The 26,199-nt window shown below is 57.6% G+C and carries 21 protein-coding genes; 16 read left to right on the top strand and 5 right to left on the bottom strand.

Annotated elements, in window-relative coordinates; all coding sequences use genetic code 11:
• Positions 1–9 precede the first annotated feature (9 nt).
• A complete protein-coding gene (locus tag HRR99_RS21625; protein WP_233124835.1) occupies positions 10–2,007 on the top strand; it encodes a putative bifunctional diguanylate cyclase/phosphodiesterase in 1,998 nt (665 codons plus the stop codon).
• A gap of 59 nt (positions 2,008–2,066) precedes the next feature.
• Here the strand turns inward: HRR99_RS21625 and HRR99_RS21620 are convergent, their stop codons facing one another.
• The gene (locus tag HRR99_RS21620) at positions 2,067–4,613 is read right to left on the bottom strand and encodes a DNA translocase FtsK (RefSeq protein ID WP_233124834.1); all 2,547 of its coding nucleotides are present in this window, start codon (positions 4,611–4,613) and stop codon (positions 2,067–2,069) included.
• Positions 4,614–5,046: 433 nt separating this feature from the next.
• On the opposite strand from HRR99_RS21620, the gene HRR99_RS21615 reads away from it, so the two are divergent.
• The 7 genes from HRR99_RS21615 (at position 5,047) to HRR99_RS21585 (ending at position 11,866) form a co-directional block, all read left to right on the top strand.
• On the top strand, positions 5,047–5,931 hold the full coding sequence (locus tag HRR99_RS21615) for a dihydrodipicolinate synthase family protein (protein WP_233124833.1): 885 nt from the start codon (positions 5,047–5,049) through the stop codon (positions 5,929–5,931).
• 12 nt (positions 5,932–5,943) lie between these two features.
• A complete protein-coding gene (locus HRR99_RS21610; protein WP_233124832.1) occupies positions 5,944–6,603 on the top strand; it encodes a GntR family transcriptional regulator in 660 nt (219 codons plus the stop codon).
• A gap of 64 nt (positions 6,604–6,667) precedes the next feature.
• The gene (locus HRR99_RS21605) at positions 6,668–7,996 is read left to right on the top strand and encodes an ABC transporter substrate-binding protein (RefSeq protein WP_233124831.1); all 1,329 of its coding nucleotides are present in this window, start codon (positions 6,668–6,670) and stop codon (positions 7,994–7,996) included.
• Positions 7,996–8,934, top strand: coding sequence for a carbohydrate ABC transporter permease (locus HRR99_RS21600; RefSeq protein ID WP_233124830.1), 939 nt, complete (start codon positions 7,996–7,998; stop codon positions 8,932–8,934). Before HRR99_RS21605 ends, HRR99_RS21600 begins: the two co-directional genes overlap by 1 nt.
• Positions 8,934–9,755 (top strand): carbohydrate ABC transporter permease, encoded by an 822-nt coding sequence (locus tag HRR99_RS21595; RefSeq protein ID WP_112501563.1) that lies wholly within the window; start codon positions 8,934–8,936, stop codon positions 9,753–9,755. Before HRR99_RS21600 ends, HRR99_RS21595 begins: the two co-directional genes overlap by 1 nt.
• A gap of 104 nt (positions 9,756–9,859) precedes the next feature.
• Positions 9,860–10,918 (top strand): ABC transporter ATP-binding protein, encoded by a 1,059-nt coding sequence (locus tag HRR99_RS21590; RefSeq protein ID WP_111841457.1) that lies wholly within the window; start codon positions 9,860–9,862, stop codon positions 10,916–10,918.
• A gap of 6 nt (positions 10,919–10,924) precedes the next feature.
• Positions 10,925–11,866, top strand: a complete 942-nt coding sequence (locus HRR99_RS21585; protein ID WP_233124829.1) for a sugar kinase — start codon at positions 10,925–10,927, stop codon at positions 11,864–11,866.
• Positions 11,867–11,883: 17 nt separating this feature from the next.
• Here HRR99_RS21585 and HRR99_RS21580 read toward each other — a convergent pair whose 3' ends face one another.
• The 4 genes from HRR99_RS21580 to tssH form a co-directional block, all read right to left on the bottom strand.
• Positions 11,884–12,801 carry a hypothetical protein gene (locus HRR99_RS21580; RefSeq protein ID WP_233124828.1) on the bottom strand — a complete coding sequence of 306 codons (918 nt, stop codon included), beginning with the start codon at positions 12,799–12,801 and terminating at the stop codon, positions 11,884–11,886.
• Positions 12,802–12,814: 13 nt separating this feature from the next.
• Positions 12,815–13,891, bottom strand: a complete 1,077-nt coding sequence (locus HRR99_RS21575; RefSeq protein WP_233125002.1) for a hypothetical protein — start codon at positions 13,889–13,891, stop codon at positions 12,815–12,817.
• Positions 13,892–14,023: 132 nt separating this feature from the next.
• Positions 14,024–14,500, bottom strand: coding sequence for an Hcp family type VI secretion system effector (locus HRR99_RS21570; protein WP_111841460.1), 477 nt, complete (start codon positions 14,498–14,500; stop codon positions 14,024–14,026).
• Positions 14,501–14,559: 59 nt separating this feature from the next.
• Entirely contained in the window at positions 14,560–17,193 is a 2,634-nt protein-coding gene (gene tssH / locus HRR99_RS21565; protein ID WP_233124827.1) for a type VI secretion system ATPase TssH, read from the bottom strand.
• A 219-nt stretch (positions 17,194–17,412) separates the two neighbouring features.
• On the opposite strand from tssH, the gene tssA reads away from it, so the two are divergent.
• The 8 genes from tssA (at position 17,413) to tssG (ending at position 26,195) form a co-directional block, all read left to right on the top strand.
• Entirely contained in the window at positions 17,413–18,471 is a 1,059-nt protein-coding gene (gene tssA, locus HRR99_RS21560; RefSeq protein WP_233124826.1) for a type VI secretion system protein TssA, read from the top strand.
• Positions 18,472–18,539: 68 nt separating this feature from the next.
• Positions 18,540–19,049, top strand: coding sequence for a type VI secretion system contractile sheath small subunit (tssB, locus tag HRR99_RS21555; protein ID WP_111841463.1), 510 nt, complete (start codon positions 18,540–18,542; stop codon positions 19,047–19,049).
• Positions 19,050–19,146: 97 nt separating this feature from the next.
• The gene (tssC, locus tag HRR99_RS21550) at positions 19,147–20,628 is read left to right on the top strand and encodes a type VI secretion system contractile sheath large subunit (RefSeq protein ID WP_111841464.1); all 1,482 of its coding nucleotides are present in this window, start codon (positions 19,147–19,149) and stop codon (positions 20,626–20,628) included.
• A 55-nt stretch (positions 20,629–20,683) separates the two neighbouring features.
• Positions 20,684–22,078, top strand: a complete 1,395-nt coding sequence (tssC, locus tag HRR99_RS21545) for a type VI secretion system contractile sheath large subunit (protein ID WP_233124825.1) — start codon at positions 20,684–20,686, stop codon at positions 22,076–22,078.
• Positions 22,075–22,902: a type VI secretion system accessory protein TagJ gene (locus HRR99_RS21540; protein WP_233124824.1), complete on the top strand. Its 828-nt coding sequence runs from the start codon at positions 22,075–22,077 to the stop codon at positions 22,900–22,902. Before tssC (HRR99_RS21545) ends, HRR99_RS21540 begins: the two co-directional genes overlap by 4 nt.
• A complete protein-coding gene (gene tssE, locus HRR99_RS21535; RefSeq protein ID WP_233124823.1) occupies positions 22,895–23,404 on the top strand; it encodes a type VI secretion system baseplate subunit TssE in 510 nt (169 codons plus the stop codon). The genes HRR99_RS21540 and tssE overlap by 8 nt, the downstream gene beginning before the upstream one ends.
• Positions 23,397–25,181 (top strand): type VI secretion system baseplate subunit TssF, encoded by a 1,785-nt coding sequence (gene tssF, locus HRR99_RS21530; RefSeq protein ID WP_233124822.1) that lies wholly within the window; start codon positions 23,397–23,399, stop codon positions 25,179–25,181. The genes tssE and tssF overlap by 8 nt, the downstream gene beginning before the upstream one ends.
• A 9-nt stretch (positions 25,182–25,190) precedes the next feature.
• On the top strand, positions 25,191–26,195 hold the full coding sequence (tssG, locus tag HRR99_RS21525; protein WP_233124821.1) for a type VI secretion system baseplate subunit TssG: 1,005 nt from the start codon (positions 25,191–25,193) through the stop codon (positions 26,193–26,195).
• The last annotated feature ends 4 nt before the right edge of the window (positions 26,196–26,199 follow it).

Raw genomic sequence — 26,199 nt, 5'->3', positions numbered from 1 at the left:
GAAAAGTGCATGACGCACACTTTAGTGGATGTGGTTGAACTTGATCTCATCGGGGATGAGACGCAAAAGCAGTCTTCGGACGCTCTGCGGAAAATCTTCCTGGAAGAGGCCGATGTCAAAAGGCGCAAGGCGATACGCCAGGGCCTTTGGATCGCCGTGCCGATCTATCTGCTGTTTTCGATCACCGATATTTTGCTGGTGCCGGACGTTGCACCGCACACGATGTTTGCGCGTTTCGTCGTCGGCATCGCGGCTTTGCTGACGCTGGAAATGCAAATCCGCGCCAACGCCAAAACCAACCATATGGATATCGCCTGCGCAACGGCGCTGATCTGCGGCTATATCGGCTGGGTCATGCCTGCCATGATGACGACTTACACCGTCAACATGTCCTATTACATGGTGTTCGGTGCCATCTTCATGATGGGCGCCAACCTGTTCTTTACCTTCAATTTCTCGCTCTCGCTGTTTGCATCCAGCCTTGTTCTGATGATCTATTTCGCCGCGCTGAGGTACATCCACGAAGACATCTATTACCAGATCGCCAACGGGACATTCTATTTCTCCTGCTTCATCTTCACGTCCTACGTGAACCTGCGCCTCAATCGAGAGCGCTATCGCGTATTCCTCAATGCCATCGAAGCGAAGGTGCAGCAAAAGCAGGCGGAAGAGCGTGGCCAGGCGCTTCTGCATCTCTCGAACACCGATCCGCTGACCGGCCTTGAAAATCGCAGGGCGATCGACACGAGGCTGCGCGAACTCTGGGATGGATGGGTAAACGAGAACCGCAACTTTGCGGTCTTCCTGATCGACGTCGATTTCTTCAAAAAGTACAACGACTTTTATGGACACCAGGAAGGTGACCGGTGCCTGATACAGGTGGCGCAGACGTTGCAGGAAAGCATGAGCCGTTTCGATGCGGTGATCGGGCGTTATGGCGGTGAAGAGTTCATTGCATTGGCCCGTTTCAGAAATGCCCGGGATATCGAAGAGATCGCGGAAACGTTGCGGCAGACCGTTGAAGACATGTCGCTGGTACACGAGCGGCGCCGCGATGGAACATCAGTCATCACGGTGAGCGTCGGCGCATCCTTCACACGTCCCCAGCCGGACCCGAAGCTTGAACGCCTCATCAACGAAGCGGACCGCGCGCTTTATCTTGCCAAGGCAAACGGGCGTAACACCGTTAAATTGTTCGACCCCAAAGACCCGCTGAACAGCGACGATACGGAAAATGTTGCGGCTTTGCTGAACATTGCTATCGAAAAGGATCTGGTGTCTCTCGTCTATCAGCCGATCAAGAACCTCTCATCGTGCCAGATCGATGGTGCGGAATCGCTGATGCGCCTGCGGCTTTTGGACGGAACCATGGTGCCGCCGAGCATTTTCATTCCGATTGCAGAGCGAACTGGCGTCATCATGGATCTCGGCCTATGGGCCATTCGCACCGCGTGCCAGCAGGTGCTTCGCAGCGACTGCGTGCCCATCGTCAGCGTCAATGTTTCGCCGATCCAGCTGAAAAGCCCAGGTTTCGCGACATCGGTCGCCGCTATTCTCGGGGATGTCGGCGTTGCGGGCGGCAGGCTGGCCTTTGAGATCACCGAGGGGCTGGAGATGAACATGAACTCCGACGTCCTTCACTGCATCAGCGATCTCAAGACGCTCGGCATTCGCATCTGGCTGGATGATTTCGGCACCGGCTTTGCTGGACTGTCCTGGCTGCGGCTCATCGATTTCGATACGGTCAAGATCGACAAATCCTTCTTGCACGATGCCCATACGCAGCGCGGCAAGGCGATGCTGAAGGACATTATCGGCCTCATTCGCAATCGGGGCCACAAGATTCTTGTCGAGGGTGTCGAGACAGCCGAGCAACTGGCGTTGCTGAAAGAACTCGGCATCGATCAGGTCCAGGGCTATTTCGTTGGTCGGCCCACACCGGTCGACAAATTCAGGGTGGAGAAGCCCTGCTATCTGCCACGAACAGGGCTTATGCGTCCGGTCTGAACGAAAAAACCCGGCATCTGATTGCCGGGTTTTTCTTTGTCAGTGTCTTGGTATTCGCCTCAATCTGCCGCGCCCGGCACTTCGCACATCTCGCGCTCGCCCACAATGATGGACCGTTTGCCGACGTGGTTAGCGGGACCGACGATCCCCTCCTGCTCCATGCGCTCAACCAGCGAAGCTGCGCGATTGTAGCCGATAGACAGACGGCGCTGGATGTAAGACGTCGAGCACTTCTTGTCGCGCAGCACGACCTTCACTGCTTTTTCGTAGAGATCAGCCGTATCGTCTTCGGCCATGGCGGTTTTGTCGAAGACGGCGCTGTCTTCTTCCTCGCTGTCATCAACCTCGTCCGCATCTTCGGTAACCGTGCCCAAATATTCCGGGCGGCCCTGCGTCTTCAGATGCGCAACGACCTTTTCGACTTCCTCGTCTGAGACGAACGGTCCGTGGACACGCGCAATGCGTCCGCCACCGACCATGTGAAGCATATCGCCCTGCCCCAGCAGATGCTCGGCACCCTGTTCACCCAGAATGGTGCGGCTGTCGATCTTGGAAGTGACCTGGAAGGAGATACGCGTCGGGAAGTTGGCCTTAATGGTGCCGGTGATGACGTCGACCGATGGGCGTTGCGTCGCCATGATCAGGTGAATACCGGCAGCACGCGCCATCTGCGCCAGACGCTGGATCGCGCCTTCGATTTCCTTGCCAGCAACCATCATCAGGTCGGCCATTTCATCGACGATGACGACGATGTAAGGCATGGCCGTGAGGTCCATTTCCTCCTGCTCGTACACGGCCTCACCCGTTGCGCGGTCGAACCCTGTCTGCACGTTGCACATGACCGTCTCGCCCTTGGCACGGGCGGAAGCGGCGCGGGCATTGTAGCCGTCGATATTGCGCACACCCAGACGCGACATCTTGCGATAGCGGTCTTCCATTTCACGCACGGCCCACTTCAGCGCCATCACGGCCTTCTTCGGGTCGGTCACGACAGGAGTCAGCAGGTGCGGAATGCCGTCATAGACAGACAGTTCCAGCATCTTGGGATCGACCATGATCAGGCGGCACTCTTCCGGCTTCAAACGGTAGAGCAGCGACAGGATCATCGTGTTGATGGCGACGGACTTGCCGGAACCAGTGGTACCGGCGACCAGAAGATGCGGCATCTTGGCGAGTTCCGCCACGACAGGCTCACCACCGATGGTCTTGCCAAGGCACAGAGCAAGCTTCATGCGTGTCTCGGCATAGTCCGGTGACTCGATCAGTTCGCGGAAGTAGACCGTCTCACGAACCGGATTGGGCAATTCAATACCGATGACATTACGACCGGGCACCACGGCCACGCGGGCCGACAGCGCAGACATGGAGCGGGCAATATCGTCTGAAAGGCCGATAACGCGGGAGGATTTGACACCCGGTGCAGGCTCGAATTCATAGAGCGTTACCACCGGACCAGGGCGCACATCGATAATCTCGCCCTTGATGCCGAAGTCTTCCAGCACGCTTTCCAGAAGTCCGGCGCTCTGCTCCAACGCTTCGGGCGTCATCGTCGTGGTTTGCAGCACCTGCGGCTTTTGTAGCAGGTCGATGGGCGGATATTCGTATTCACCATCGCTGAAGACAGGCGCTTCGAGGAACATGGGTTGGTTGTTGCGGGCGACGGTGCGCATTTCGCGGCGCGTTTCGACCGATGGAGCTGGCTCTGGAGCCTGCGTTGCAGGAACGACGGCAGCAGTCACCGGCTGTTCCACGGGCGCTTCGGCCTGGACCGGTTCAACCACATCCGTATCAAGCTGACGAGCGGTTTTGATATCGACCTGACGGTAAAGCGAGACAGCCGAGCCCTCGATCCTTGCAAAAGCAGGTTTTTCGACAACCGGCGGCGGCTGGCGGACGATCTGCACGGCGCGCGGCAATGGCTTGGGCGCTACGGCCTGGGGAGCCGGAGCCAGTGTGGCAACGGCAGCGACACGCTGTGCTTTCACGCGCACCAGTTCAGCCAGCCGAAGCGGCTGAGAGGGTGGAAGAATGGCGCTGCCGACATCGAGGCTCATGGCCTCCCAGAACATCTCATCCGACAGCACGTCGGCAAAAGCGGGAACAGTGAGCGAAGCCGCAACATCACCCTGCTGGTCCGTCGGAAAACAGGCCACATCGATCTGCTCTGCGACGGGAGCGTCTACCGGAACCTGCGCGACAGTATCGACACCAACGTCTTGAGCGGGAGATGTCTCAGTCTGTTGCTTCAGCGCCAGTTCGCGACGAAGACGGTAGGTCAGCGCAAGTGCGCCTATGGCCCCCGGCGGCTGGGGCAGAACCGCAGGCTTGGCGATGCGGCGCTCGACCGGCGCAGATGTCACGACCGGCTGTTCCTCTGTGGCAGGAATAGTTTCGGCCACGACCGGCGCTACGGCTTCATCTTCACCCTTGGCGCCCTGCTTTCCGGCGACGATATTTTGCGGCGTGCGCGTGAAACGCACATTGGGGCCGAGCGTGAAGGCATTTTGCCAAAGCGGCATTTCATCACGTCCTTCAATAGCGTTGGCGGCGATCTGATCGGCATTGTGTCCTATAACCGCACGCTGTCCGGCGGTCAGTGGAACCATGCCTTTGGCGGCACCTTGCGGCTCCGCAACGGGCTGTTTCTGTCCCCTCTCATCTATCGCATTGACGGAATTATTTAAATTGGAACGGGGAATACGCATCACAGCCTGTACACTCATCATAAACGGACATTCGGCACAGCAAATTGAATAGAAAATAAAGGTTAATCACATATTGCCAACGGGCTCTTAAACGGGAATTTTCCCAAGCTAATTTACCGATGTGTCCGCTTGGCAACGCTCTGAGAAATCACCTGTTGCAGGTGACATCTCCCGTAAATGCTGGCTTTTGCGACCGGTTTCGACCCGGTTGACGCCTCTGCACCGACAAATCCGTGACCACAGAAAACTTTGTAGCTGACTGTCACATAGTGGCTTTACAACTAACATGTTAATGACGTATCAAGTGCATGTCAGTTTTTGGAGGAGCAGGCAATTGACTGGGAAATTCGGCCTTTCGGCAGCACTAACGACACCCTTTGCGCAGGATGGCAGCATCGATACCGCAGCCCTGCTCGCACAGGCCAAGCGCTCGATTGCCTCAGGCTGCAACAGCGTCACCCTTTTCGGCACCACGGGCGAAGGCAGTTCCATCGGCGCCCGCGAACGCACGGACATCCTCTCGGCTTTTCTGGACGCGGGCTTCGATACGAAAAATCTGGTCGTCGGTGTTCTGGTGGATTCCGCGCAGGACGCAGCTGATCAGGCCTATGACGCGCTGAAGGCCGGTGCTCGCAATGTTCTTTTGGCACCCCCGTCCTATTTCAAGAATGTCAGCGATGACGGCCTGTTTGAATGGTTCTCGGCGGTCTTTAACCAATTGGGCAGCAATGCCCGCGACATTCTGGTCTACAACATCCCCTCCGTAACCATGGTCGCGCTCTCCGTCGAGCTCATTGGCCGGTTGCGTCAGGCGTTTCCCGGCATCGTCACCGGCGTCAAGGATTCGTCCGGCGACTGGCCCTACACTCAACGCCTTCTGGCAGAGCATGGCGACCTCATCATCCTCATCGGTGACGAGCGGCATCTGGCGCAGGGCGTGCGCCTTGGCGGTCAAGGCGCTATCTCGGGCTGCGCGAACTTTCTTCCTGCGGAAATCCGCGCCATGGCTGTCGATGGCATCGACGACACGCGCGTACAGGACCTCGTAGGCGAATTGCTGAAATATCCCGTCACGCCAGCCGTCAAGGTTCTCGTGTCGCATGTCACGGGTGAGCCGATCTGGCATTCCGTTCGTGCACCGCTTGTTTCCATTTCCGCTGGAAATCGTAAAAAGATCGAAGCGGCCTTCGAGTCGCTGTTCAGAAGCAAGGCGGCTTGAAAAGGACTGCGCATGGATGAGACCGGCGAACAGACGACGTTGCGGGAAAAGGCGTATGAAAGTTTTACGCACCACCTTCTCGCGCGCGACGTTCGCCCCGGCCAGTTCATCTCGCAGCGTCGGCTGGTGGAACTGACTGGATTGCCGCTTGGCGCAATCCGTGAGGCCATCCCACGGCTGGAAGCGGACGGGTTGATCATAACGGTGCCGCAACGTGGTCTTCAGGTTGCGCATATCGACATCAACCTCATCCGTGAAGCATTCCAGTTTCGTATTTTTCTGGAAAAGGAAGCGGTTGCGATTTTCACGCGCACGGCTTCGGATGAAACGATAGCGGAGATGATAGGGAATCACCGGGACATTGCGGAGGCGGCCAGTTCGGGCAAAAGCTCGCCGGAACTGGATGCGCAGGCACAGGCAATCGACTGGGGCATGCATGATGCCTTTATTGACTCGTTGGGCAATTCCATCATTTCCAACGCCTACCGCGTCAATTCCATCAAGATGCGCCTGATCAATCAGGAACGTTTTCGCATTGCCGGCCACGTCAAATCCGTGATGGCGGAGCATCTGACCATTCTGGAAGCCGTCGAAAGACGCGCACCCGAGGAAGCCGCCGAAAGGCTGGTTGCCCACATTCGCAACGCGCGGGACAGGGCTCTGGCGGTTTAGAAACACAGCATAAGCAATCGGCCGGGGGTGAGGAGATTTTCGGCCAACACAAGAGGAGGAAGACATGACACATTCACTGCTCAACCCCACACGCCGTGGGTTCATGGCCGGAACAGCCGCCATTGCGGGCACTGCCGCATTCGGCATTCGCCCGGCCTCTGCTGCGGTCGACTGGAAAAAGCACGCTGGCACGACGCTGGAAGTCAATCTCGTCAAAAGCCCGCGCAGCGAAACGTTGTTGAAATACATCAAGGAATTCGAAGACCTGACCGGCATCAAGGTCAATGCCGAGGCGACGCCTGAACAGCAGCAGCGCCAGAAGGTCGTGATCGAGCTGTCCTCCGGCAGACCAAGCTTCGACGTGGTTCACCTGAGCTACCACGTTCAGAAGCGTCAGTTCGAAAAGGGTAAGTGGCTGGCCGATATCAGCGGCTTCCTGAAGGACTCCTCGCTGACCGATCCATCGCTTGTCGAAAGCGATTTCGCCGAAGCGGGTATGCAGTTTGCCAAGGATAGCGACGGCGTTCTGCGCTCCCTGCCCTTCTCGGTGGATTACTGGATCCTCTACTGGAACAAGGAACTCTTCGAAGCCAAGGGTCTGAAATACCCGCAGACTTTCGAAGAACTCGTCACTGCCGCAGAAACCCTGACCGATCCATCGACCAATACCTACGGCTTTGTTGCGCGTGGCCTCAAGAACGCCAACACGCCGGTCTGGACCTCGCTGATGCTGGGTTACGGCGCAACGCCGATCGTAAATGGCAAAATCGATACCACGACCAAGGAAGCAGTCGACGCGGCAACGCTTTACCAGCGCCTGATGACCAAGGCGGCACCTCCCGGTGTTTCCGGCTTCAACTGGGCTGAAGCACAATCCGCCTTCCTTCAGGGCAAGATCGGCATGTGGCTGGATGGCGTCGGCTTTGCACCGCCTATCGAAAATCCGGAAAAGTCCCGCGTCGTCGGCAAGGCAGGCTATGGCGTCATGCCAAAGGGCCCGGCCCAGCAGGCAGCTGGCACATTCGGTGATGGCCTCGGTGTTGTCGAGGCCAGCCAGAAGAAGGAAGCCGCGTACCTGTTCTGCCAGTGGGCGATTTCCCACGAAATGGGTGCACGCCTGTTGCAGGCCGGTGCAGGCGTTCCGTTCCGCCAGTCCATTCTGGAAGACCCCAAGGTGCGCGAAGGCGTGAAAATGCCCGCGGAGTGGCTGGATGCCGTCGTCGGTTCCGGCAAGGTTTCCAAGCTGGCACTGCCCGTCATCATCCCCGTCACGGAGTTCCGTGACATATACGGCGTTGGCCTCACCAATATGATCGGTGGCGCAGATCCGGCGGCGGAACTCAAGAAAGCAACCGAGCAGTTCACACCTGTTCTGGCCCGCAGCGAGGGATAATGGTGTCCGTCAGCATCGAAAACACAACAAAAACGACGAAACTCGTCAGAAGGAGCAAGCCCACGCGGCTTGCTCCCAACTACTGGCCTTTCGTCATTCCCGCTCTCATCGTCATCGCCGCCGTTATCGTTTTTCCCTGGGTCTTCACCCTGTGGATGAGCGCACAGCGCTGGACGCTGGGGCAGGAACAGAGCTTCATCGGTTTCGACAACTACATCCGTCTGGCAAGCGATGCGCGGTTCTGGGAATCGCTCTGGCATACGCTGGTCTACACGACGCTGTCGGTTGTCGCGCCCTTGTTTCTTGGTACGCTTGCGGCTTTGCTATTCGATGCACAATTTCCGCTGCGCGGCTTTCTGCGCGGCGTCTTCGTCATGCCGATGATGGCAACTCCGGTTGCCATCGCGCTCGTCTGGACCATGATGTTCCACCCGCAGCTGGGCGTGCTGAACTATCTGCTATCCTTTATTGGCATCGGCCCGCTGGAATGGATTTACAATCAGTCCACCGTTATCCCGTCGCTGGTCTTGGTGGAAACATGGCAGTGGACGCCGCTCGTCATGCTCATCGTTCTCGGAGGCCTCGCGGCCGTGCCGCGTGAGCCCTACGAAAGCGCCGAGATCGACGGCGCAAACGCCTGGCAGAAGTTCCGTTATCTGACCATGCCGATGATTGCCCCCTTCCTGATGATTGCCGTCATCATCCGCTCCATCGATGCCGTCAAAAGCTTCGATATCATCTACGCGATGACGCAGGGCGGGCCGGGCACGGCGTCTGAGACGATCAACATCTATCTCTACAACACCGCCTTTGCCTATTATGACATCGGCTATGGCTCAGCCATGGCTGTCATGTTCTTCATCGTCATCGTCGCACTCTCCTTCGTGCTTTTGATGGTCCGCGCCCGCACACAATGGAACGAGATGGAGGACCGCTGATGAAACGCAAAACACTCGACCAGATCGGCCTCTTCTTCGTCGCCCTTGTGATGATCTCGCCCGTCATTCTGTTCTTCCTCTGGATGATCTCGCTGTCGCTGAAATACGAGATCGACAACGGTGCCTATCCGCCCATTCTCATTCCAGAACGTTTCGCATGGTCGAACTATGTAAAGGTGTTCGAGGAGAATAACTTCTTCCTCTATTTCTGGAATTCCGTGCTCGTTACGGGTGCTGCCACCTTCCTCGCCCTCGTTATCGGCGTACCCGCCGGTTACGGCATCGCGCGATTGAAGGCGGAGAAAGCGGCTATCGTTATCATGATCGCGCGCATGACGCCCGGCCTCTCCTTCCTCATTCCGCTGTTTCTCCTGTTCCAATGGCTGAACCTGCTCGGCACGCTGTGGCCGCAGATCATCATCCATCTGGTCGTTACCGTGCCCATCGTTGTCTGGATCATGATCGGCTATTTCGAGACGACGCCGAAAGAACTCGAGGAAGCAGCGAGCATCGACGGCGCATCGTCATGGCAAGTCTTCCGCCTAGTGGCTCTGCCCATCGCCAAGCCCGGCATCGTCGTGTCCTTCATTCTTGCCGTCATCTTCTCCTGGAACAACTTCGTCTTCGGCATCGTGCTGGCCAGCCGTGAAACGCGCACCCTGCCCGTCGCGGTCTACAATATGTTGTCCTTCGAGCAGGTCAGTTGGGGTCCGCTGGCGGCAGCGGCGCTGATCGTCACGCTTCCGGTGCTGTTGCTCACCATGTTCGCGCAGAAACAGATCGTAGCCGGCCTCACCGCTGGCGCCGTCAAGGGCGGTTAACTCATCAGAGCATTTCATGCTCTGTCTCTTTTGTTTAACGCAATTCCGAACGCAAAACCGCTTCACACTTTTGCTGGAATTGCTTTCATTACGGGATCAAAACCATGGCACCGGTCAATATTCAGAACGTCCAAAAGCGCTTCGGCGCCGTCAACGTCATCCAAGGCATCGATATCGATATCGATGACGGCGAATTCGTCGTCCTCGTTGGCCCCTCCGGCTGCGGGAAATCGACACTGTTGCGCATGATTGCGGGCCTTGAGGAGGTCAGCGGCGGCGAAATCCATATCGGCGCGCGCGAGGTCAGCAATCTGCGCGCTCGTGACCGCGATATTGCCATGGTGTTTCAGAATTACGCTCTCTATCCGCACATGACGGTCAAGGAGAATATGGGCTTTGCCCTGAAGCTCAAAAAGGTCAGTGCGGACGAAACCGCCGCCAAGGTCAACAATGCCGCTGGCATTCTGGGCCTCGACAAATTGCTGGACCGTTATCCCCGCCAGCTCTCCGGCGGCCAGCGCCAGCGCGTTGCCATGGGCCGCGCACTGGTGCGCGACCCGCAGGTCTTCCTGTTCGACGAGCCGTTGTCCAACCTCGATGCCAAGCTGCGCGTGCAGATGCGCGGCGAGATCAAGGCTCTCCACCAGCGCATCGGCACCACCACAATCTACGTGACGCACGACCAGGTGGAAGCCATGACAATGGCCGACAAGATCGTTGTGCTGCATGACGGCGTCATCGAGCAGATCGGCGCGCCGCTGGAGCTTTATGATCGTCCCGCCAACCTCTTCGTTGCTGGCTTCATCGGCTCTCCCGCCATGAACTTCATTCGTGGACATGTTGAAGAGGGCGTTTTCCGCACGGCGAAGGGTCTCACCCTACCGCTGCCACAGACGGCGAACCCGGCAGAGCTTGGTGGACGCGATCTCGTTTACGGCATTCGCCCGGAGCACATCAGGGCAGCTACAGACGGCATCGAGGGCCGGGTGGAAATCGTTGAGGGGACCGGCTCGGAAATCTACGCCAAACTCAATTGCGGCGGGGAGGATATTTCTTGCCTGTTCCGCGAAAGATTGAACATTCGCTTTGGGGATACCGTTCGTATTGCCATCGACCCGGCCTCCGTCCATCTGTTCGACAAAAACACGGGAAAGCGGATCTGATCATCCATGGGTGAGACCAGACATTTCGGCAAGCATGTGCTGTGCGTCGGTGCAGCCGTGCTGGACACACTCTTTCGCGTGCACGACATGCCAACCGGTCAAGGCAAAGTGCTGCCATACGAGATGCTGCAAATTGCCGAAGGCATGGCGTCGAGCGCGGCCTACACCGTCCACCGCATGGGTGGCCGGTCCAGTCTGTGGGGTGCGGTCGGTGACGATGAAACGGGCGTACGCATTCTGCGTGAACTCACGGAAAGTGGCACCGACACATCCGGCATGACAATCGCGAAGGGCGCACGTTCCGCTCTGTCCACGATCATCATCGATGATAACGGCGAGCGGCTGATCGTGCCATTCTACGATCCCAAGCTCCATGACACCAGACGACCCTGCACAGAAGGTGACATAGCACCCTTCGATGCAGTGTTGGTGGACGTGCGCTGGCCGGAACTGGCGCTTGATGTGCTCACCGTCGCGCGCGCACTCGGCAAGCCCGCCATTCTGGATGGAGATGTTGCTCCGGTCGATATACTGGAAATGCTGGCGCCAGCCGCCTCACACATCATTTTCTCAGAACCCGCGGCAGAGCGTCTGACCGGCACCGCAGACGTTGCTGCTATGCTGTATATCCTACACGAGCGCTATCCGCAGACCTTCCTTGCGGTAACAGCAGGTCCCGGCGGTTGCTATTGGTGCGAACCCTGCGAAGCCACAGTTCATCACCAGCTCACGATGGCGGTAAAAGCCATCGACACATTGGCGGCGGGCGACGTCTTTCACGGCACATTCGCACTGGCCATCGCTGAAGGCATGCAAAGCCGTCCCGCAATCCAGCTTTCATCGGTTGCCGCTGCCCTGAAATGCACAGTTTTCGGCGGTCGCGCAGGAACGCCAACACGCGCTGAGACAGAGACCCAGCTTCATGCCTGGCTTTCAGAGCAGCGTTGAAGACAGGCCTGTTCCGGCTACTGCACCTTCGCAGCGCTAGACTTCGCGCTTGCCAGTTCATCGATGTACGCGCTGATCATCGCGACAGTGGAAGTGCTCCAGACCTCCGCGTAGGCTGAAACAAGCGCTTTCGTTTTCGCCTCACCATAGGAGCTGGCATAGAACTTCTGGATGGCGGCTAAATCGGCGTCCGAGAGGGTGGCAAGCGAGAGCGTCAATATAGTGGTCGCGCCAAGCCGCGCCGTGTCCCTGGAGTAAGCACCCTCGTTTTCGCTTCGTTTGCGCAACTCGGAGAGAACATTGGGCAAGTCTGCCTTGAGTTCCTTATACACATCCGGCGAGTAATCAGGCGCCAGTGTTTTCTCTTCCATCGTCAGTGAAACGTTGATCGCCTGCTGCGTGACGGCAGTTTCGGCGGCGAGCGCAGGCGATGCCATGCGACCAACGATGTCATCGATTGTGGTTTTTGTTTCGGGCGCTGCTAGACGTTCTTGCAGCTTTTTACCCGTCGCTTCGTCCTTGTCGGCGTACATTTTATCGACCGTACGATGACCTTCGGCAAGGGCAGCGGCAGCGTGCTCGAATGCAGCCGCGTCTTCATAACTACCATTCTGCTCCTCAAGCGCCGAACGGATTTTTTCCTGCATAACGTTGGGGTCGAAGGCCTTTTGAGACGCATTGACAAGGGACGTCTCGGCTTCCGACACATCGATGCTTTCGGCTTCTTTTTTGGCAACAGCGACAGTATGGATCAGGGTTTCAGCCTGAGTCAGCCGCTGCTCCACCATCTCGGCGCGCAGCAGCGCATCATCAACCGTATCCTTCGATTTCGCAGCCCACACGTCGCAACCGGCCAGCCCAAGCGCCAGAACCGGAACTGCCATAACAAGCGCAGCTTTGCGAGCGGCGTTGATGATCACGGCGGAATTCTTCATTGCAATCACCGGCCTAAATCATCTTCACATCGGTCAAATCTTTTGGCCGCGCAGCAGCGGAAAGGCGGTTGATGACCTGTTCGGCCTTGAGCAATTGAGCACTGCTCGTCGGGTCGATCAGCATCCTCTCCGCAAAATTCTGCTCCGGGTAAAAGGACGAGTTACCCGTCATTCGGCTGAGCGTGTCGATACGCTCTCTGACGGCAGAGCCGATATTGTTGTATTCCACACGCTGACCTGGCTCATAGGGCGCAAAAGGCATGCCCGTAAACTTGGGCGCTATCGCCTTGGGGTAATTTGCCGCTGATGGCATTTGTGAAATCGGCTTGCTGCCATATTCCGTGTCACGCCCCATCGATCTCTCACCAACGGCCGGGGCATAGGTCACGAGCTTGTCGGATTCCAGAACGGCGTCCATGTAGAACAGAAGTTCCATTTTCTGCGACAGGCGGTTCTCGTCTATGCGGCGGCCTTCCGGTGGATTGCAGAACGGCGTCTGGCTGACCAACTCCGCGATGCGCATTTTATCCGCTTCTCTGACGCTATCGTCGTCGCGTACGCCCTGTACAAAATTGTGCACGCAAATGTGGTTCGTGTTGATGAAATCTTCGATACGCGTCAGAAAATTCAATGCTGTCGGCGCAGAGGCGATAGAGGCGCTGCTGACCAGACCTTCTGCCGCGCTGGTGATCTGCTTTCCGGCAAGCTTCTTTGCCTCATCCAGCACGCCGCCGAGGGCAAACATCAACACCTTGTTGTTGTTCGCCGCATGCATCGCATCGAAGGTTCTGTTTAAATTGTTGTTGCAGATGACGCGCAGAGCCGCGCGGCTGGCCAGCACGCGGAGCGAACTCGTAGCGAAGGCCGCCATCATCACGCTGCCCGTCAGGATCGAGGCGGACATGACGAACAGTTCAGCCGTCAACTTGTCGCGCGCCTCCTGCGATTTCCTGGTGCGCTGAAAATTGTCGATAGCAAGATCATAGGCGCGAACATAAGGGCTCGCGATGTTCAGTTGCCACTGTGATTTGTATTTCGGAAGTTCGAGGAGGATATTGTTCAAGCGATCTTTTGCCAGCGACACGACCATCTCCATTGATAAAACTGGATAAAATTCACCGTCACCTGCAAAGCCGCATGACGACTGCGTGCAGGACATGGGAGCACACATGCGATACAACAGGTGCCGGCATCATGCCGACACCTGCCGTTTCAAAGGATGTTAGCCAGCCTTTGTCGTCGCCAGATCGTAAGATGCGATCATTGGTGCCTGCGGTGTGTTGTTTTCATCAGCAGGTGTGTACTTGACTTCCATCTTGGTGAAGTTGAGCCGTACTGTCTCAACAGGGCGGTCACCGCTGGAGTCGATGGAGTAGCTGGCAATCAGAGTGTTCGTCAGCAGGTACTGGATGTACGTGTTACCTGGATCGCCAGTCGTGACGAGGTGGATCGTCGCGAGTTTGCCCTGACGACCGGAGCATGCTTCCTGGAACAGCTTCGTGGAAGACGAGTCGCTGACTTTGGTCAGGATGACTTCCGAAATCGTGGGCTCAGAAGCTTCACGGTTCGTCGCAGAACCGGCAGATGTGTTCATGTTGCGTGTTACGTTCCAGTGAATGGCTTCGATATCCATCCACTTGCGGTGTTCCTCATGGGTCGCATCGCCCTGAATACCGTCGAGCTGCAAATAAATTGGCATACTGTAAACTCCTGTAATGACTGAAAGGCCTCTTGCTCCGAGGCCGGTTTGCCTTTCCACTACTGCCGCATGCGTCGGGGCTTCCCTTCCGACGCGGCAACCTTATCCACGCCAGCCGGTGCAGCCGTCGCGAATTCATCAGCTTCCCCAACCGCTTCGGCGTGAATACCGAACCCGGTGCTATCAAAATCAACAGTGATCCGCTTGACCTTGTCCCCTGTGATGACTTTCTCGAGAAAGTAGGTGGACAGTGGCGGTAGCAAATCCCTGCCGATCATGATTTCGATGGCGCGTGCGCCGATTTCGCTGGAACCCGCACGTCCCACCAGCGCCTCTCGCGCCGCCGGAGAAAGCGTCAGTTCCGTGCCGTAAGCTGCGCGAACACGCTCGGCAATTTTGCCGATCTGTATATCGACGATGCGCGACAGTTGCTCTGGTCCGAGCGGCATGAACGGGAGAATGACCGTCCGACCCAGAAACGCTGGCTTGAAGTGCTTCGTCAGTTCCGGCATCAGCAGAGCTTCGAGCGCTTCACCTTCCGGCATTGTGTCAGGATCAGCCGCAAGCGACGTCAGCAGTTCCGATCCCGTATTTGCGGTCATGAAGATGGTCGTGTTCTTGAAGTCGATGTCTCGGCCTTCACCGTCTTTCAGCATGCCCTTGTCGAACACCTGATAGAATATGTCCTGAACACCGGGATGCGCCTTGTCGATTTCGTCCAGCAGCAACACGCCAAAGGGCCGACGGCGCACGGCTTCCGTCAACACACCGCCCTCACCGAAACCAACGTAACCGGGGGGCGAACCGAGAAGGAGCGAGACCTTATGCTCTTCCTTGAACTCAGACATGTTGATAGTCGTCAGATGGCTGTTGCCGCCATACAGCAGATCGGCAAGAGACAGCGCCGTCTCCGTTTTGCCGGTGCCTGACATGCCGACCAGCAGGAAGACGGCAGGTGGGCGGCGGGGGTCCGACAGGCCCGCGCGGGCGGCACGCATGGCATCGGCAATACGGCCTATCGCCAGATCCTGACCGATGACGCGCTGTTTCATACGATCATCAAGTGACTTTGCACTTTCGATCTGGTCGGCAAGCAGTTTGCCAAGGGGAATGCCTGTCCAGCGGGAGACGACGGACGCAATCATCTCGCGATCCACGACGGTCGGCACCAGCTTTTCGCTGCCGCCATCTTGGGACGTCGTAACTGGTCTCAGCGTTGCGACGTTGGAAGCCTCTGCGGTAAGCTCGGTTATCTCCGCATCGAAGCGCGTCCGCAGGTCATCAATCCCGATATCGAGTGCCGAAATCTCAGCTGCGACAGCGTCGATCCGCGAGGTCGCTTCTTCACTTGTCGGTTCTCGCAGCAGCCATTCATGTTCTGTTGATAGCAACTGCCGTTCGCTCTCCATGTTGCGAAGCTTTTCAGGCAAAGTCTGCCTCGCGAGAGAGACGGCAGCAGCAGCCGTATCCAGCAGGCTTACGGCCTTATCCGGCAACTGCCGCGACGGCATGTAGCGCGCTGAGAGCTGCACCGCTGCGACGATGGCTTCATCGCGAATGGTCACGCCATGATGCTTGACGAAAGTGTCGGCGATGCCGCGCAGCATGCGGATGGCGGTGGTTTCATCCGGTTCGCGCACATGGACCGGCTGAAAGCGCCGGGTGAGCGCAGCGTCCTTCTCGAAATATTTTTTGTATTCGCTCCAAGTCGTCGCCGCGACTGTGCGAACTTCACCGCGCGCCAGAGCTGGCTTCAGAATATTGGCTGCGTCACCCTGACCGGCGGCAGCACCTGCGCCAATGAGGCCGTGCGCTTCATCGATGAAAAGAATGATCGGTTCCGGTGAGCGTTTGACGGCATCGATGACGCCATGGAGCCGCCGCTCAAACTCGCCCTTCACACCGGCACCGGCCTGAAGCAACGACAGATCGAGCGTCAGAAGGCGAACATCGCGCAACTTTTCCGGCACGTTGCCTGAAACGATTTCCAGCGCCAAAGCCTCGGCGACCGCAGTCTTACCGACACCGGCTTCGCCAACCAGAATGGGGTTGTTCTGCCGACGTCTGGTGAGAATATCCACCATCTGCCGCAACTCGTCGTCACGCCCGATTACAGGGTCGATTTTGCCCTGACGGGCGTCTTCTGTCATGTCCTGCGTGTAGAGGCGAAGGAACTCGTTTTGATCTTTGGACTGACCCAGTCCCTGGAGCGTCTCATCTTTTGAAGCGGTTGAATTTGCAGCGCTTTCACGCAGGCTCTCCAGTGCCGTGCGATCCATAGCCTTGAGCGCCGGAAACGCGGCGCGCACCATGCTGCGCAGCGACGTCTCTTCTTCCAAAGCCAGAAGCAGGTGGACTACAGCGATATGCGAGCGGCCATCCTGCAAGGAAGCCAGCAACCATGCTTCTCGTCCAGCGGTCAGAACGTTCTGGGAAAGCGAAAGCGCCTCGCCATCACCGATAGCCGCATCATCGAGCGCCCTATCAATTTGAGCGCGCAGTTCATCCTGCGAGATTTTCAACCGGGCAAAGACGTCAGAGAAGGCGTCAGCGTCTAAAACCGCACTCAGCCAGTGGGCAATATCGACAAACTGCTGACCCCGCCGCGCAGCGATAGAAGCTGCTGTTTCCAGCGATATACGCAGTTCTGGCTCAAGCGCTTCGACAAGGCGATTGAGATCAATATGCGACATGCAGCGAGCCTCCGGTTTGGATCAATCCACAACGTGACGTGGCATAGTTAGGTCGATAAAACTCACTTGTCCAGCAAAAGTTGCTTTTTTTATTTGACGAGCTTAAAATCAAGTCGCCACAATTTTGCCTTGTTTTCCATAAGTCTGTTTAGTGAATAACCTTACGTAACGGAAGTAACAGACACATATCTATCATACTTAATGAGGGATAAACTGACATTGAGTGCGCAAGAGCCGGTCCAAGTTATAGAATACACGAGTGATTGCGGAGAAAATATTCGAAGCAATGCAAGAACTCGTGAAATATACTATAGAATTAAGGATGAAAGAAACCAAGCACGGGCAGAAGAGCGCACAGTTTCGCCACAGGAAGTTCTAAGGGTTTCCAGCAACTGGGCAGAAGTCAGCAATCTCGGATTGCATATTATATATTCTGAAAGTCGAGACGTTGAAATATTGGCATGGCTGGCGGAAGCAGAACTCCGGTTGAAAGGCTTTCGCGGTCTGCGAGAAGTTTACCGGGTTACGTATGATATATTTTGCAACCATTGGGATTCTCTGCGTTCCATCAGCGACGATGATGACGAGGAAAAATTCGCACCTTTCGCTGGATTGAACGGTATTGGCAGCGAGGGGACGCTTATCCAGCCCCTGCGCCTAAGCTCGCTGATTCCCGAAGGCAAATTTGGAGAGCACACGCTTTGGGATTTTCAGCTCGCGCAGCGGTCCGGCGAGAGCAAACGCAAGGAAGACCTGTATAGCGCTGCCTCCGAAGCTGGCATTGCTGCCATGTCTTCGCATCTGGCAGACGTGAACGCATGTCTTTCGACATTCGACTCCATCACCGCCATTCTGACGGAGCGTTGCGGCCACAATGCACCTGCCAGTTCCAACATCAGAAATACGCTGATCGAGGCTGCGGCGGCCATCCGCACGCTGGGTGGAAGGGACGACAGCCAACCCGCGCAAACACCGAATACACGGATAACGGACAGCAATACTCACGAAACACAGCCCGAGGTTCAAAAAAAATCACCTTCGGCGCCAGAAGAAATCGCTTCACGTGACGAAGCTTTTGAAACTCTTCTTCAAGTTGCGCGTTACTTCCGCCGGACGGAGCCGCATTCTCCGATATCGCTGGCTATTGAAACATTGGTTCGCAGGGGGCGCATGGATTTTTCAGAACTGCTCGCAGAGCTTTTACCCGAGGCGCAGGCACGCCACGCTGTTTTGACGGCAGCGGGGATAAAGCCCGAAAGCGAGACCAACGGAAAATAGTGAAACCAGGGGGAGCCTGGCGCTTCCTCAAAAGTCAGTCGTGCCCGGAGGGCACCAAGGAGGTTTGAATGCCAAGTGTACACGAAAAGCTGGAGCGCGTCCGCAAGCCTCGCGTTCACATCAAATACGAAGTCGAAACAGAAGGCGCGATGGTGGTGAAAGAACTGCCGTTCGTCGTCGGCGTTCTCGGTGATTTTTCTGGCAATCCAACGCAGCCGCTGAAGCCGTTCGGCGAACGCAAGTTCGTTCAGGTCGACCGTGACAATTTCGATGAAGTGATGCGCCGCATGACACCGGGCCTCAACATCGCGGTTCCAAACACGCTGCAGAATGACGGCACCGACATTCAGGTCAATCTGAAATTCGAGAGCATGGACGACTTCCTGCCAGCTTCCGTTGTGGAGCAGGTTCCGGCGCTGAAAGCGCTTCTGGATGCGCGCAATGAGCTTCGCGATCTGCTGTCCAAGGCCGACCGCTCCGAAGATCTGGAGCGTCTTCTGGAAGACATTCTCCAGAACAAGACTGACCTCGGAAAGCTCGTATCCGAACTGAAAGAGAAAAACAGTGCAGGCAACTGACCTCGCCCATTGAGGACTGCTTCGTTGAGACGCCCCGGCATCGGGGCTTCATCTGTTCTCGCGGCCAGACAAGAGCCGCATTTGGAAGGATTTAACCATGAGCGCTGAAAGCCTGCTGAAACCCGATGCACAGGCAACAACCGCCGAAGAGACCGGCCTGTTGTCCAAGGTGGTTGCCGCAACCCGTCAGACCGAACCGGACCGCGCGCAGAACCTGTTGCGCACCTTGACCGATCAGGCGCTGAAAGGCACCGTCAAGTACGATCGCAACCTGACCGTTACACTCAATCACGCTATCGCCGAGATCGACCGCGCGATTTCTGCGCAGCTTGCGGCGATCATGCAGGCACCGGAGTTCGCAAAGCTGGAAGGCACGTGGCGTGGCCTCAACTATCTCGTCAAGAATTCCGAAACCAGCGTCAACCTCAAGATCCGCGTTCTCAACGCGTCGAAGCGTGATGTAGGTCGCGATCTCGAAAAAGCGGTAGAGTTCGACCAGTCCCGTCTATTCAAGTCGATCTACGAAGATGAGTTCGGCACGCCTGGCGGTGAGCCCATGGGCGCCATCATCGGGGACTACGAGTTCGACAACTCCTTCGATGACGTCCAGCTTCTGCAGGGTGTTTCTTCCATCGCTGCTGCGGCCTTCGCACCCTTCATCTCGGCTGCAAGCCCGCACATGTTCGGCTTCGAGGACTACCGCGATTTGGCACGACCACGCGATCTTGAGAAGATTTTCGACACCGTGGAATACGCCAAATGGCGCAGCTTCCGCGAAAGCGACGATTCACGCTTCGTAACGCTTGCACTGCCCCGCGTGCTCGCCCGCATGCCGTACGGCCCGAAGACCAGCCCTATCGACGAATTCGGCTATGACGAGACCCGAGGCTCGGCCAATGGCGATTTGCAACATGATGAATATTGCTGGATGAACGCAGCCTATGTCATGGGCACTAAGCTGACCGACGCCTTTGCAAAGCATGGCTGGTGCACGGCCATTCGCGGTGCGGAGAACGGCGGCAAGGTGGAAAACCTTCCCATGCATGTCTTCTCCAGCGATGACGGCGACCTCGATCTGAAATGCCCGACCGAAGTCGGTATTACCGACCGTCGCGATGCAGAACTGGGCAAGCTGGGCTTCCTGCCGCTCTGCCACTACAAGAACACCGATTACGCTGTGTTCTTCGGCGCGCAGACCGCCCACAAGCCGAAGCTTTACGACCGCCCGGAGGCAACGGCCAACGCCGCCGTGTCTGCCCGCCTGCCCTACATGATGGCGACCTCGCGTTTCGCCCACTACCTCAAGGTCATGGGCCGCGACAAGATCGGCTCCTTTATGGAGGCGTCTGACTGCGAAGTCTGGCTGAACCGCTGGATATCCAATTACGTCAACGCCAACGATGTGGCTGGCGAGGAATCCCGCGCAAAGTATCCGCTGCGCGATGCGAAAGTGACTGTTCAAGAAATTCCCGGCAAGCCAGGCGCCTACAACGCCGTCGCCTGGATGCGTCCTTGGTTGCAGATGGAAGAGCTGACGACCTCGCTTCGCATGGTCGCCCGCATCCCAACCAAGAACTGAACAGGGCAAGGGGCAGACATGCCCCTCGCCTTTCATTTCCGCCCGGAGCCCATTCATGACGCCCAGGTCCGTTTCGGACATACGCAGTCAGGCCGACCAGCTCATCGCGTTGATAGACGACGCGTTGAACGGTCAGGTAAACGCCATCTTGCACCACGCCGCGTTTCAGGCGATGGAAGCAAGATGGCGGGGGCTTGCCATGGTGGTGCGCGAGGCCAGCCGCTGCCCTGAGGTGAAGGTCAAGTTGCTGAACGCAAGCTGGCGCGAACTGGCCCGCAGCATGGAACGCGCGACGGATTTCGACCAAAGTCATCTGTTCGAAATCATCTATAACCGTGAATTCGGCATGCCGGGTGGTGAGCCCGTCGGGCTTCTGGTGGGTGACTATACCTTCTCTCCAGATGACTTCGAAGGCATCGATTCCATCACCGCGCTGGCGCAGATCGGAATGGTGGCCGCCGCCGCATTCTGCCCGTTCATCGCGGCAGCGGCCCCTGCCACCGTTGGGCTGGAAGACTTTTCCGAGTTGAGCCGCGTCCAGGATTTCTCCTGGCTGAAGCAGGAGAAAAGCCGCCTGCGCTGGAACGCGCTGCGCGCGCGTGATGACAGCCGTTTCGTCGGGCTTGTTGCACCCCGTATTCTGCTGCGCTCTCCGCACAAGCCGTACTCGCGCCGCCGCGAAGATCCGTTTCCCTTTCGCGAACACGTATCGGAAGACGGGCAGTCTTTGCTGTGGGGCAATGCGGCTTTCGCCTTCGCCTCTGTCGTCATTCGCAATTTCACCGATAGCGGCTGGTTTGCAGATATTCGTGGCGTGACGCAGGATGAGGTGGACGGGGGCATGCTGTCGCCTACGCAATTGCCGCCGCTCGATCTTGGCATCGAAAGCAATGGTCTTTCAGCGCAGCCGCCGGTCGAAATGCAGCTGACCATGGGTCAGGAACAGCAGTTTTCCGATCTCGGCATCGTCCCGGTTTCCACGACATATCTCTCCAGCATGGCGATTTTCAACGCCAACCAGTCGCTGCACGCTCCCGGGCATTATTCCAAGGAAAGCGCGCGGCAGAACGCCCGACTGGCTGCCATGCTGCAATATGTGCTGTGTGCCTCTCGTTTCTCGCATTATCTCAAAGTCATCATGCGCGATGATATCGGCCAGCTCAGCGACGCCATCACCATCGAGCGCAAGCTGGAAAACTGGCTGTCGTCCTACACGCTGGGCAACGACGATGCGGAGGCTGCCCTTCGCACACGGTATCCACTACGGTCAGCCGGAATCAAGGTTTTCGAAATTCCCGGAAAGCCGGGCAGTTTTTCCTGCACCGTGCGTCTCCAGCCGCATTTCCAGCTGGATGACGTCTCCACCAGTTTTCATCTCATCGCCGAAACAAACACATCCGCAGCCTCTATTGCGCGTTCGTCGGCAGAGCCACAAAGGATACCCGCATGACATTGCGCGACAATATTTCCCGCCTGCTCGACGATAACCAGCTCGATGAAGCCATCGCGAAATCCCGGGAACAGGTCAAGGCGACACCGTCCGACAAGACAGCGCGCTATCTGTACATCGATCTGCTGATCCTTGCCGGTGACTATGAAAAGGCCGATGCACAGTGCAATCTGGCATCGACATTCGCACCGCAGGACGCGGTCGGTTTCTCGCTGTTTCGCAACCATCTGCGCGCGATGGCCGCACGCGTTGCGTGGTTTGAGACCGGTGCATTGCCGGACTTCATCCATGGCCCTTCCGAACTCGACCAACTGGCCATAAAAGCCAATGTCGCCACACGCGAAGGCAACGATGCCGAGGCAACAAAGGCGCTGCTGGAACTGGATGAAAAACGCGGCGAGGTGCAACTCGTTCTGAACGACGGGGCGGCAGGCGACATCCGCGATCTTGACGACCGTATTCCGCATGCACTCGAGGTGCTGACCAATGGCGGCAAGTATCTCTGGATCGACTTCAACCGCATCGACACTGTCGTCATTGAGCCAATGACGCGTCCGCGGGATCTGGCGTTCCGGCAGGCTGACATCACACTGCTGGACGGTTCCGTTGCCTCTGTCCTACTGCCAGCCCTCTATCACAGCGGCGACAGCAGGCCGACGCTGCTGCTTGGTCGCGAGACGGAATGGAGCGAGGACGATGGCCCGTTGGTGACAGGTCGTGGCCAGCGCTGCGTGTTGATCGGCGATGATCTGGTGCCCTTCCACGAAATCTCGAGCCTTTCGGCCCCAACCGAAGCCAGGGAAAGGCAGACAGCGCGTGGTTGATCCGCTCGAGCAGTATCGCCCGAAACAGAGGACGCTGGCCCGCTCGGTGCTCGACCGTTTGCTGGACGATGCGCCCGATATGGAGAACGATCCGCCTGCGAGCCTGTCGGATCAGGTTCGGGAAATGCGCGAGGTCATCAGACGCGATCTGGAATCCCTGCTGAATACGAGGCGCAATCCCGCTGGTCCGCCTGCTGATTTCAAGGAGCTTTCGGATGCACTCGTCAGCTACGGCGTCGATGGTATTTTGTCTGCAAATCTGGTGACGGATGCTTCGAAAGCCAAGCTGGCCAACACCATAGAGCGGCGCATTTCCATGTTCGAAACGCGGCTGTCGGATGTGCGCGTGACCATCATGAAGAACCGCAACGATGGCGACCGCGCGTTGCGGATGCGCATTCAGGCGACGTTCCGCCTGCACGAAGGCATGCCGCCGATCAGCTTCGAATCCAAGATCGATCCTTCCACGCAACGTTTTCTGGTGGAGACAGCCAATGGCTGACGGTTTTCTGGAAAAATATAATGACGAGCTTTTTGCGCTGAGAAAACGCGCCTCACGCTTCGCCGCCGCTTTTCCCAAAATCGCGGGCCGCCTGCGCATGACGGGAGATGTAGCCGACGACCCGCATGTAGAACGACTGATCCAGAGCTTTGCCTATTCCGCCGCGCGCGTTCGCCAGAAGCTGGACGACGAGTTTCCCGAACTTTCCGACAGCCTGCTGGAGACGCTTTACCCCCATTATCTGGCACCGCTTCCATCCATGAGCGTCGCGCATTTTGCGCCGAGCCCCGCATTGACGACTGCGCAGACCCTGCCGCGCCACAGCGAGATATTGTCGGAGCCAATTGGCGGTGAAAGTTGCAGGTTCCGCACGGCGCAGGACGTGACCATCGTTCCGCTGGAGATTGCCGCAGCAACACTGGCCAGCCAGCCTATCGATGCGCCGTTCTCGGCAACATCCGCCGGTGCGGCTAGTTGTCTGAAACTGTCGCTGCGTACGACATCGCCGCGTCCGTCCACGTTCAACGAAATCGGGCTAAAATCGCTACAGATATTCATTTCCTCTGCATGGCAGCAGGCAACGGCGCTCTATGAGCTGCTGGCCAACCATTGCGTGGGCTTGGCTCTTGCCCAGCATTCGGAGGACCGAAACGCGGTGTTCCTGCCAGCCGCCAACCTCAAACCCTCTGGCTTTTCCCGCGATCAGGCCATGCTGCCTTATCCCGCCAACAGCTTCGATGGCTACCGGCTGTTGACGGAATTTTTCGCGCTGCCACAGAAGTTCCTGTTCCTCGATATCGATGGACTGGACCGCTGGAATGGTGGTGATTGCGAGCTTTATATCTATCTTGATGCCGCAGAAACCCGGCTTGAGCGTATGGTTTCGGCTAAGGATTTCGTGCTGAATGCCTCGCCTGTCATCAATCTCTTCCAGCAAAGCTGCGAGCCGTTGAGCCTCGATGGCACGCGAACGGAATATCGTCTTCTGCCGGATGCGAGACGCCAGCGGACCCGTGAAATCTACGGCGTTGAAAAGGTCGAACTGACCAGCCGTTCCGGCCAGATCGAAAAGACCTCGCCCTTCTTTGGGCGCACGCAGAGAAGCAACGGCTCCAACGTCTTCTGGCAAACCTACCGCCGCTTCGATGATGACGATGGCTCATCCGATACGGACATCGCCTTCGTGGATGCGCAACGCGGACCCCTGGGTCCACTGGATGTGGTCGCAAGCGTCGATACGCTGTGCATCAATCGCGAACTGCCCAGCCAGTTGCCGTTTGGCGGCGGCCATCCGTTTCTGCAACTGTCCGCTGGCAACGAGGCCGTCAACTCCGTTCATGCGCTCATGCCGCCCACATCTGCTGTGCGGATGAACGAGCGATCGGCGCGCGAATGGCGGCTGGTGTCGCATCTGCTTTTGAACCACCTGTCGCTGTTCGATAATGGTGGTGCGCCGTTGAAGGACATTCTATCGCTTTATGCGTTCAGGGACACGCCCGAAACGCGCCAGCTCGTTGAGGCCATCACCTCTGTGGAAGCTCGCAATTCCCATGCCCGGATCGGCTCTGCCATGGTGCCTGGCACGGATATCACGCTGGAATTCGACCCGGCGCTGATCGACAGAGCCGCAGCCTTCGTGTTTTCGAGCGTTCTCAATCACTTCTTCGGCCTTTACACGTCGATCAACAGCTTCACCCGCCTGACCGTGACCATGCGCGGGCAATCCGAACCCTTGGCCAGGTGGCCTGCCCGCGCGGCAGACCGTCCGTTGCTTTAGGAGTTCGCGATGCAGCAAGCGGCAAACGACATCAGACAAAAACAGACGGCGCTGCTGGCGAGCGATCCGGGCAGTTTCGATCCGGCAACCGCGTTTAGGGTGGCCCAGCATCTTGCTCTCGAAGACGAACTGACGGTTGGCTCCCACAATGGTGCGCGCCCCACACCCGTCGCCATCGGCGGCTTCCGCAGCAAGAACGGCAAGGCGGAGCTGCGGTCGGCCTTTGCTCCCATTATCGGACCACTCGGTTCTTTGCCGCCGAGTTATTCGGAATTGCAGCAGCGGGAAGAGCGCAATCGCTCGAAGGCGCTGACGAGTTTCTTCAATCTCTTTGCAGCCCGGTTTAGCGAGCTGTTCGTTTCGGCAACCGAAAAATACCGGCTGGCACGGGGTTTGCGCTGGGCACGCAACCATCAGGATAATGCCTTCCGCAAGACGCTGCTGTCGCTCACGGGATTCGGTACCGCAGGTCTGAGCGAAAAAGTCGGCGTCAAACAGGACGTGCTGCTGCGCTTCAGCGGTCTGCTCGCCAATCGCAACCGCAATGCCACCGCGCTGACCTCCATGCTGTGTGAATTCACTGGTCTCGATGTCGAGGTCGAGCAGTTCCGCAGGCGCTGGGTGCCGCTGCCGGTGCATGAACAGAGTCAGTTTGGCCAAGGCGGAGGCCTGCGGTTGGGACAGAATGTCACCGCCGGAAGCGCAATCGAGGATTTCAGCGGCAGTTTCCGCATCGTGATCGGCCCCGTCGGTTATGCGGATTATCTGGCGCTGACGCCGGGCTCGAAGCGTCTTGCGGAAATTTTCGCCGTCGCGCGGCTCTTCGCTGGCAGCGGTTTCGACTTCGACGTTCAGGTGATCCTGAGAAAAGAGGACATTCCCTTCTGCCAGCTCGGCGCAACAGAAGCACCGGCACGGCTGGGCTGGAACAGCTGGGCGCGACTGGCGCCAGCGCAGAAAGACAGTACCGACGCAATCGTGACCGAGCGCGAAGGCTCGGCACTTTCAGCGTGAGGAT

It is taken from the genome of Agrobacterium vaccinii (assembly GCF_021310995.1).
Taxonomy (GTDB): domain Bacteria; phylum Pseudomonadota; class Alphaproteobacteria; order Rhizobiales; family Rhizobiaceae; genus Agrobacterium; species Agrobacterium vaccinii.
Note: the sequence above shows the minus strand (reverse complement) of the source record. Positions and strands in the feature narration are given on the sequence as shown.

Bases quoted from the DNA above. Each gene is read 5' to 3' on its own strand.
- HRR99_RS21575 (WP_233125002.1), bottom strand. From the start codon at position 13,891: ATGGTCGTGTCGCTGGCAAAAGATCGCTTGAACAATATCCTCCTCGAA.
- HRR99_RS21595 (WP_112501563.1), top strand. From the start codon at position 8,934: ATGAAACGCAAAACACTCGACCAGATCGGCCTCTTCTTCGTCGCCCTT.
- tssC (WP_111841464.1), top strand. From the start codon at position 19,147: ATGAGCGCTGAAAGCCTGCTGAAACCCGATGCACAGGCAACAACCGCC.
- tssH (WP_233124827.1), bottom strand. From the start codon at position 17,193: ATGTCGCATATTGATCTCAATCGCCTTGTCGAAGCGCTTGAGCCAGAA.
- HRR99_RS21605 (WP_233124831.1), top strand. From the start codon at position 6,668: ATGACACATTCACTGCTCAACCCCACACGCCGTGGGTTCATGGCCGGA.
- HRR99_RS21570 (WP_111841460.1), bottom strand. From the start codon at position 14,500: ATGCCAATTTATTTGCAGCTCGACGGTATTCAGGGCGATGCGACCCAT.
- HRR99_RS21580 (WP_233124828.1), bottom strand. From the start codon at position 12,801: ATGAAGAATTCCGCCGTGATCATCAACGCCGCTCGCAAAGCTGCGCTT.
- HRR99_RS21610 (WP_233124832.1), top strand. From the start codon at position 5,944: ATGGATGAGACCGGCGAACAGACGACGTTGCGGGAAAAGGCGTATGAA.
- HRR99_RS21590 (WP_111841457.1), top strand. From the start codon at position 9,860: ATGGCACCGGTCAATATTCAGAACGTCCAAAAGCGCTTCGGCGCCGTC.
- tssF (WP_233124822.1), top strand. From the start codon at position 23,397: ATGGCTGACGGTTTTCTGGAAAAATATAATGACGAGCTTTTTGCGCTG.
- HRR99_RS21620 (WP_233124834.1), bottom strand. From the start codon at position 4,613: ATGGTTCCACTGACCGCCGGACAGCGTGCGGTTATAGGACACAATGCC.
- HRR99_RS21540 (WP_233124824.1), top strand. From the start codon at position 22,075: ATGACATTGCGCGACAATATTTCCCGCCTGCTCGACGATAACCAGCTC.
- HRR99_RS21585 (WP_233124829.1), top strand. From the start codon at position 10,925: ATGGGTGAGACCAGACATTTCGGCAAGCATGTGCTGTGCGTCGGTGCA.
- tssC (WP_233124825.1), top strand. From the start codon at position 20,684: ATGACGCCCAGGTCCGTTTCGGACATACGCAGTCAGGCCGACCAGCTC.
- tssG (WP_233124821.1), top strand. From the start codon at position 25,191: ATGCAGCAAGCGGCAAACGACATCAGACAAAAACAGACGGCGCTGCTG.
- tssB (WP_111841463.1), top strand. From the start codon at position 18,540: ATGCCAAGTGTACACGAAAAGCTGGAGCGCGTCCGCAAGCCTCGCGTT.
- HRR99_RS21625 (WP_233124835.1), top strand. From the start codon at position 10: ATGACGCACACTTTAGTGGATGTGGTTGAACTTGATCTCATCGGGGAT.
- HRR99_RS21600 (WP_233124830.1), top strand. From the start codon at position 7,996: ATGGTGTCCGTCAGCATCGAAAACACAACAAAAACGACGAAACTCGTC.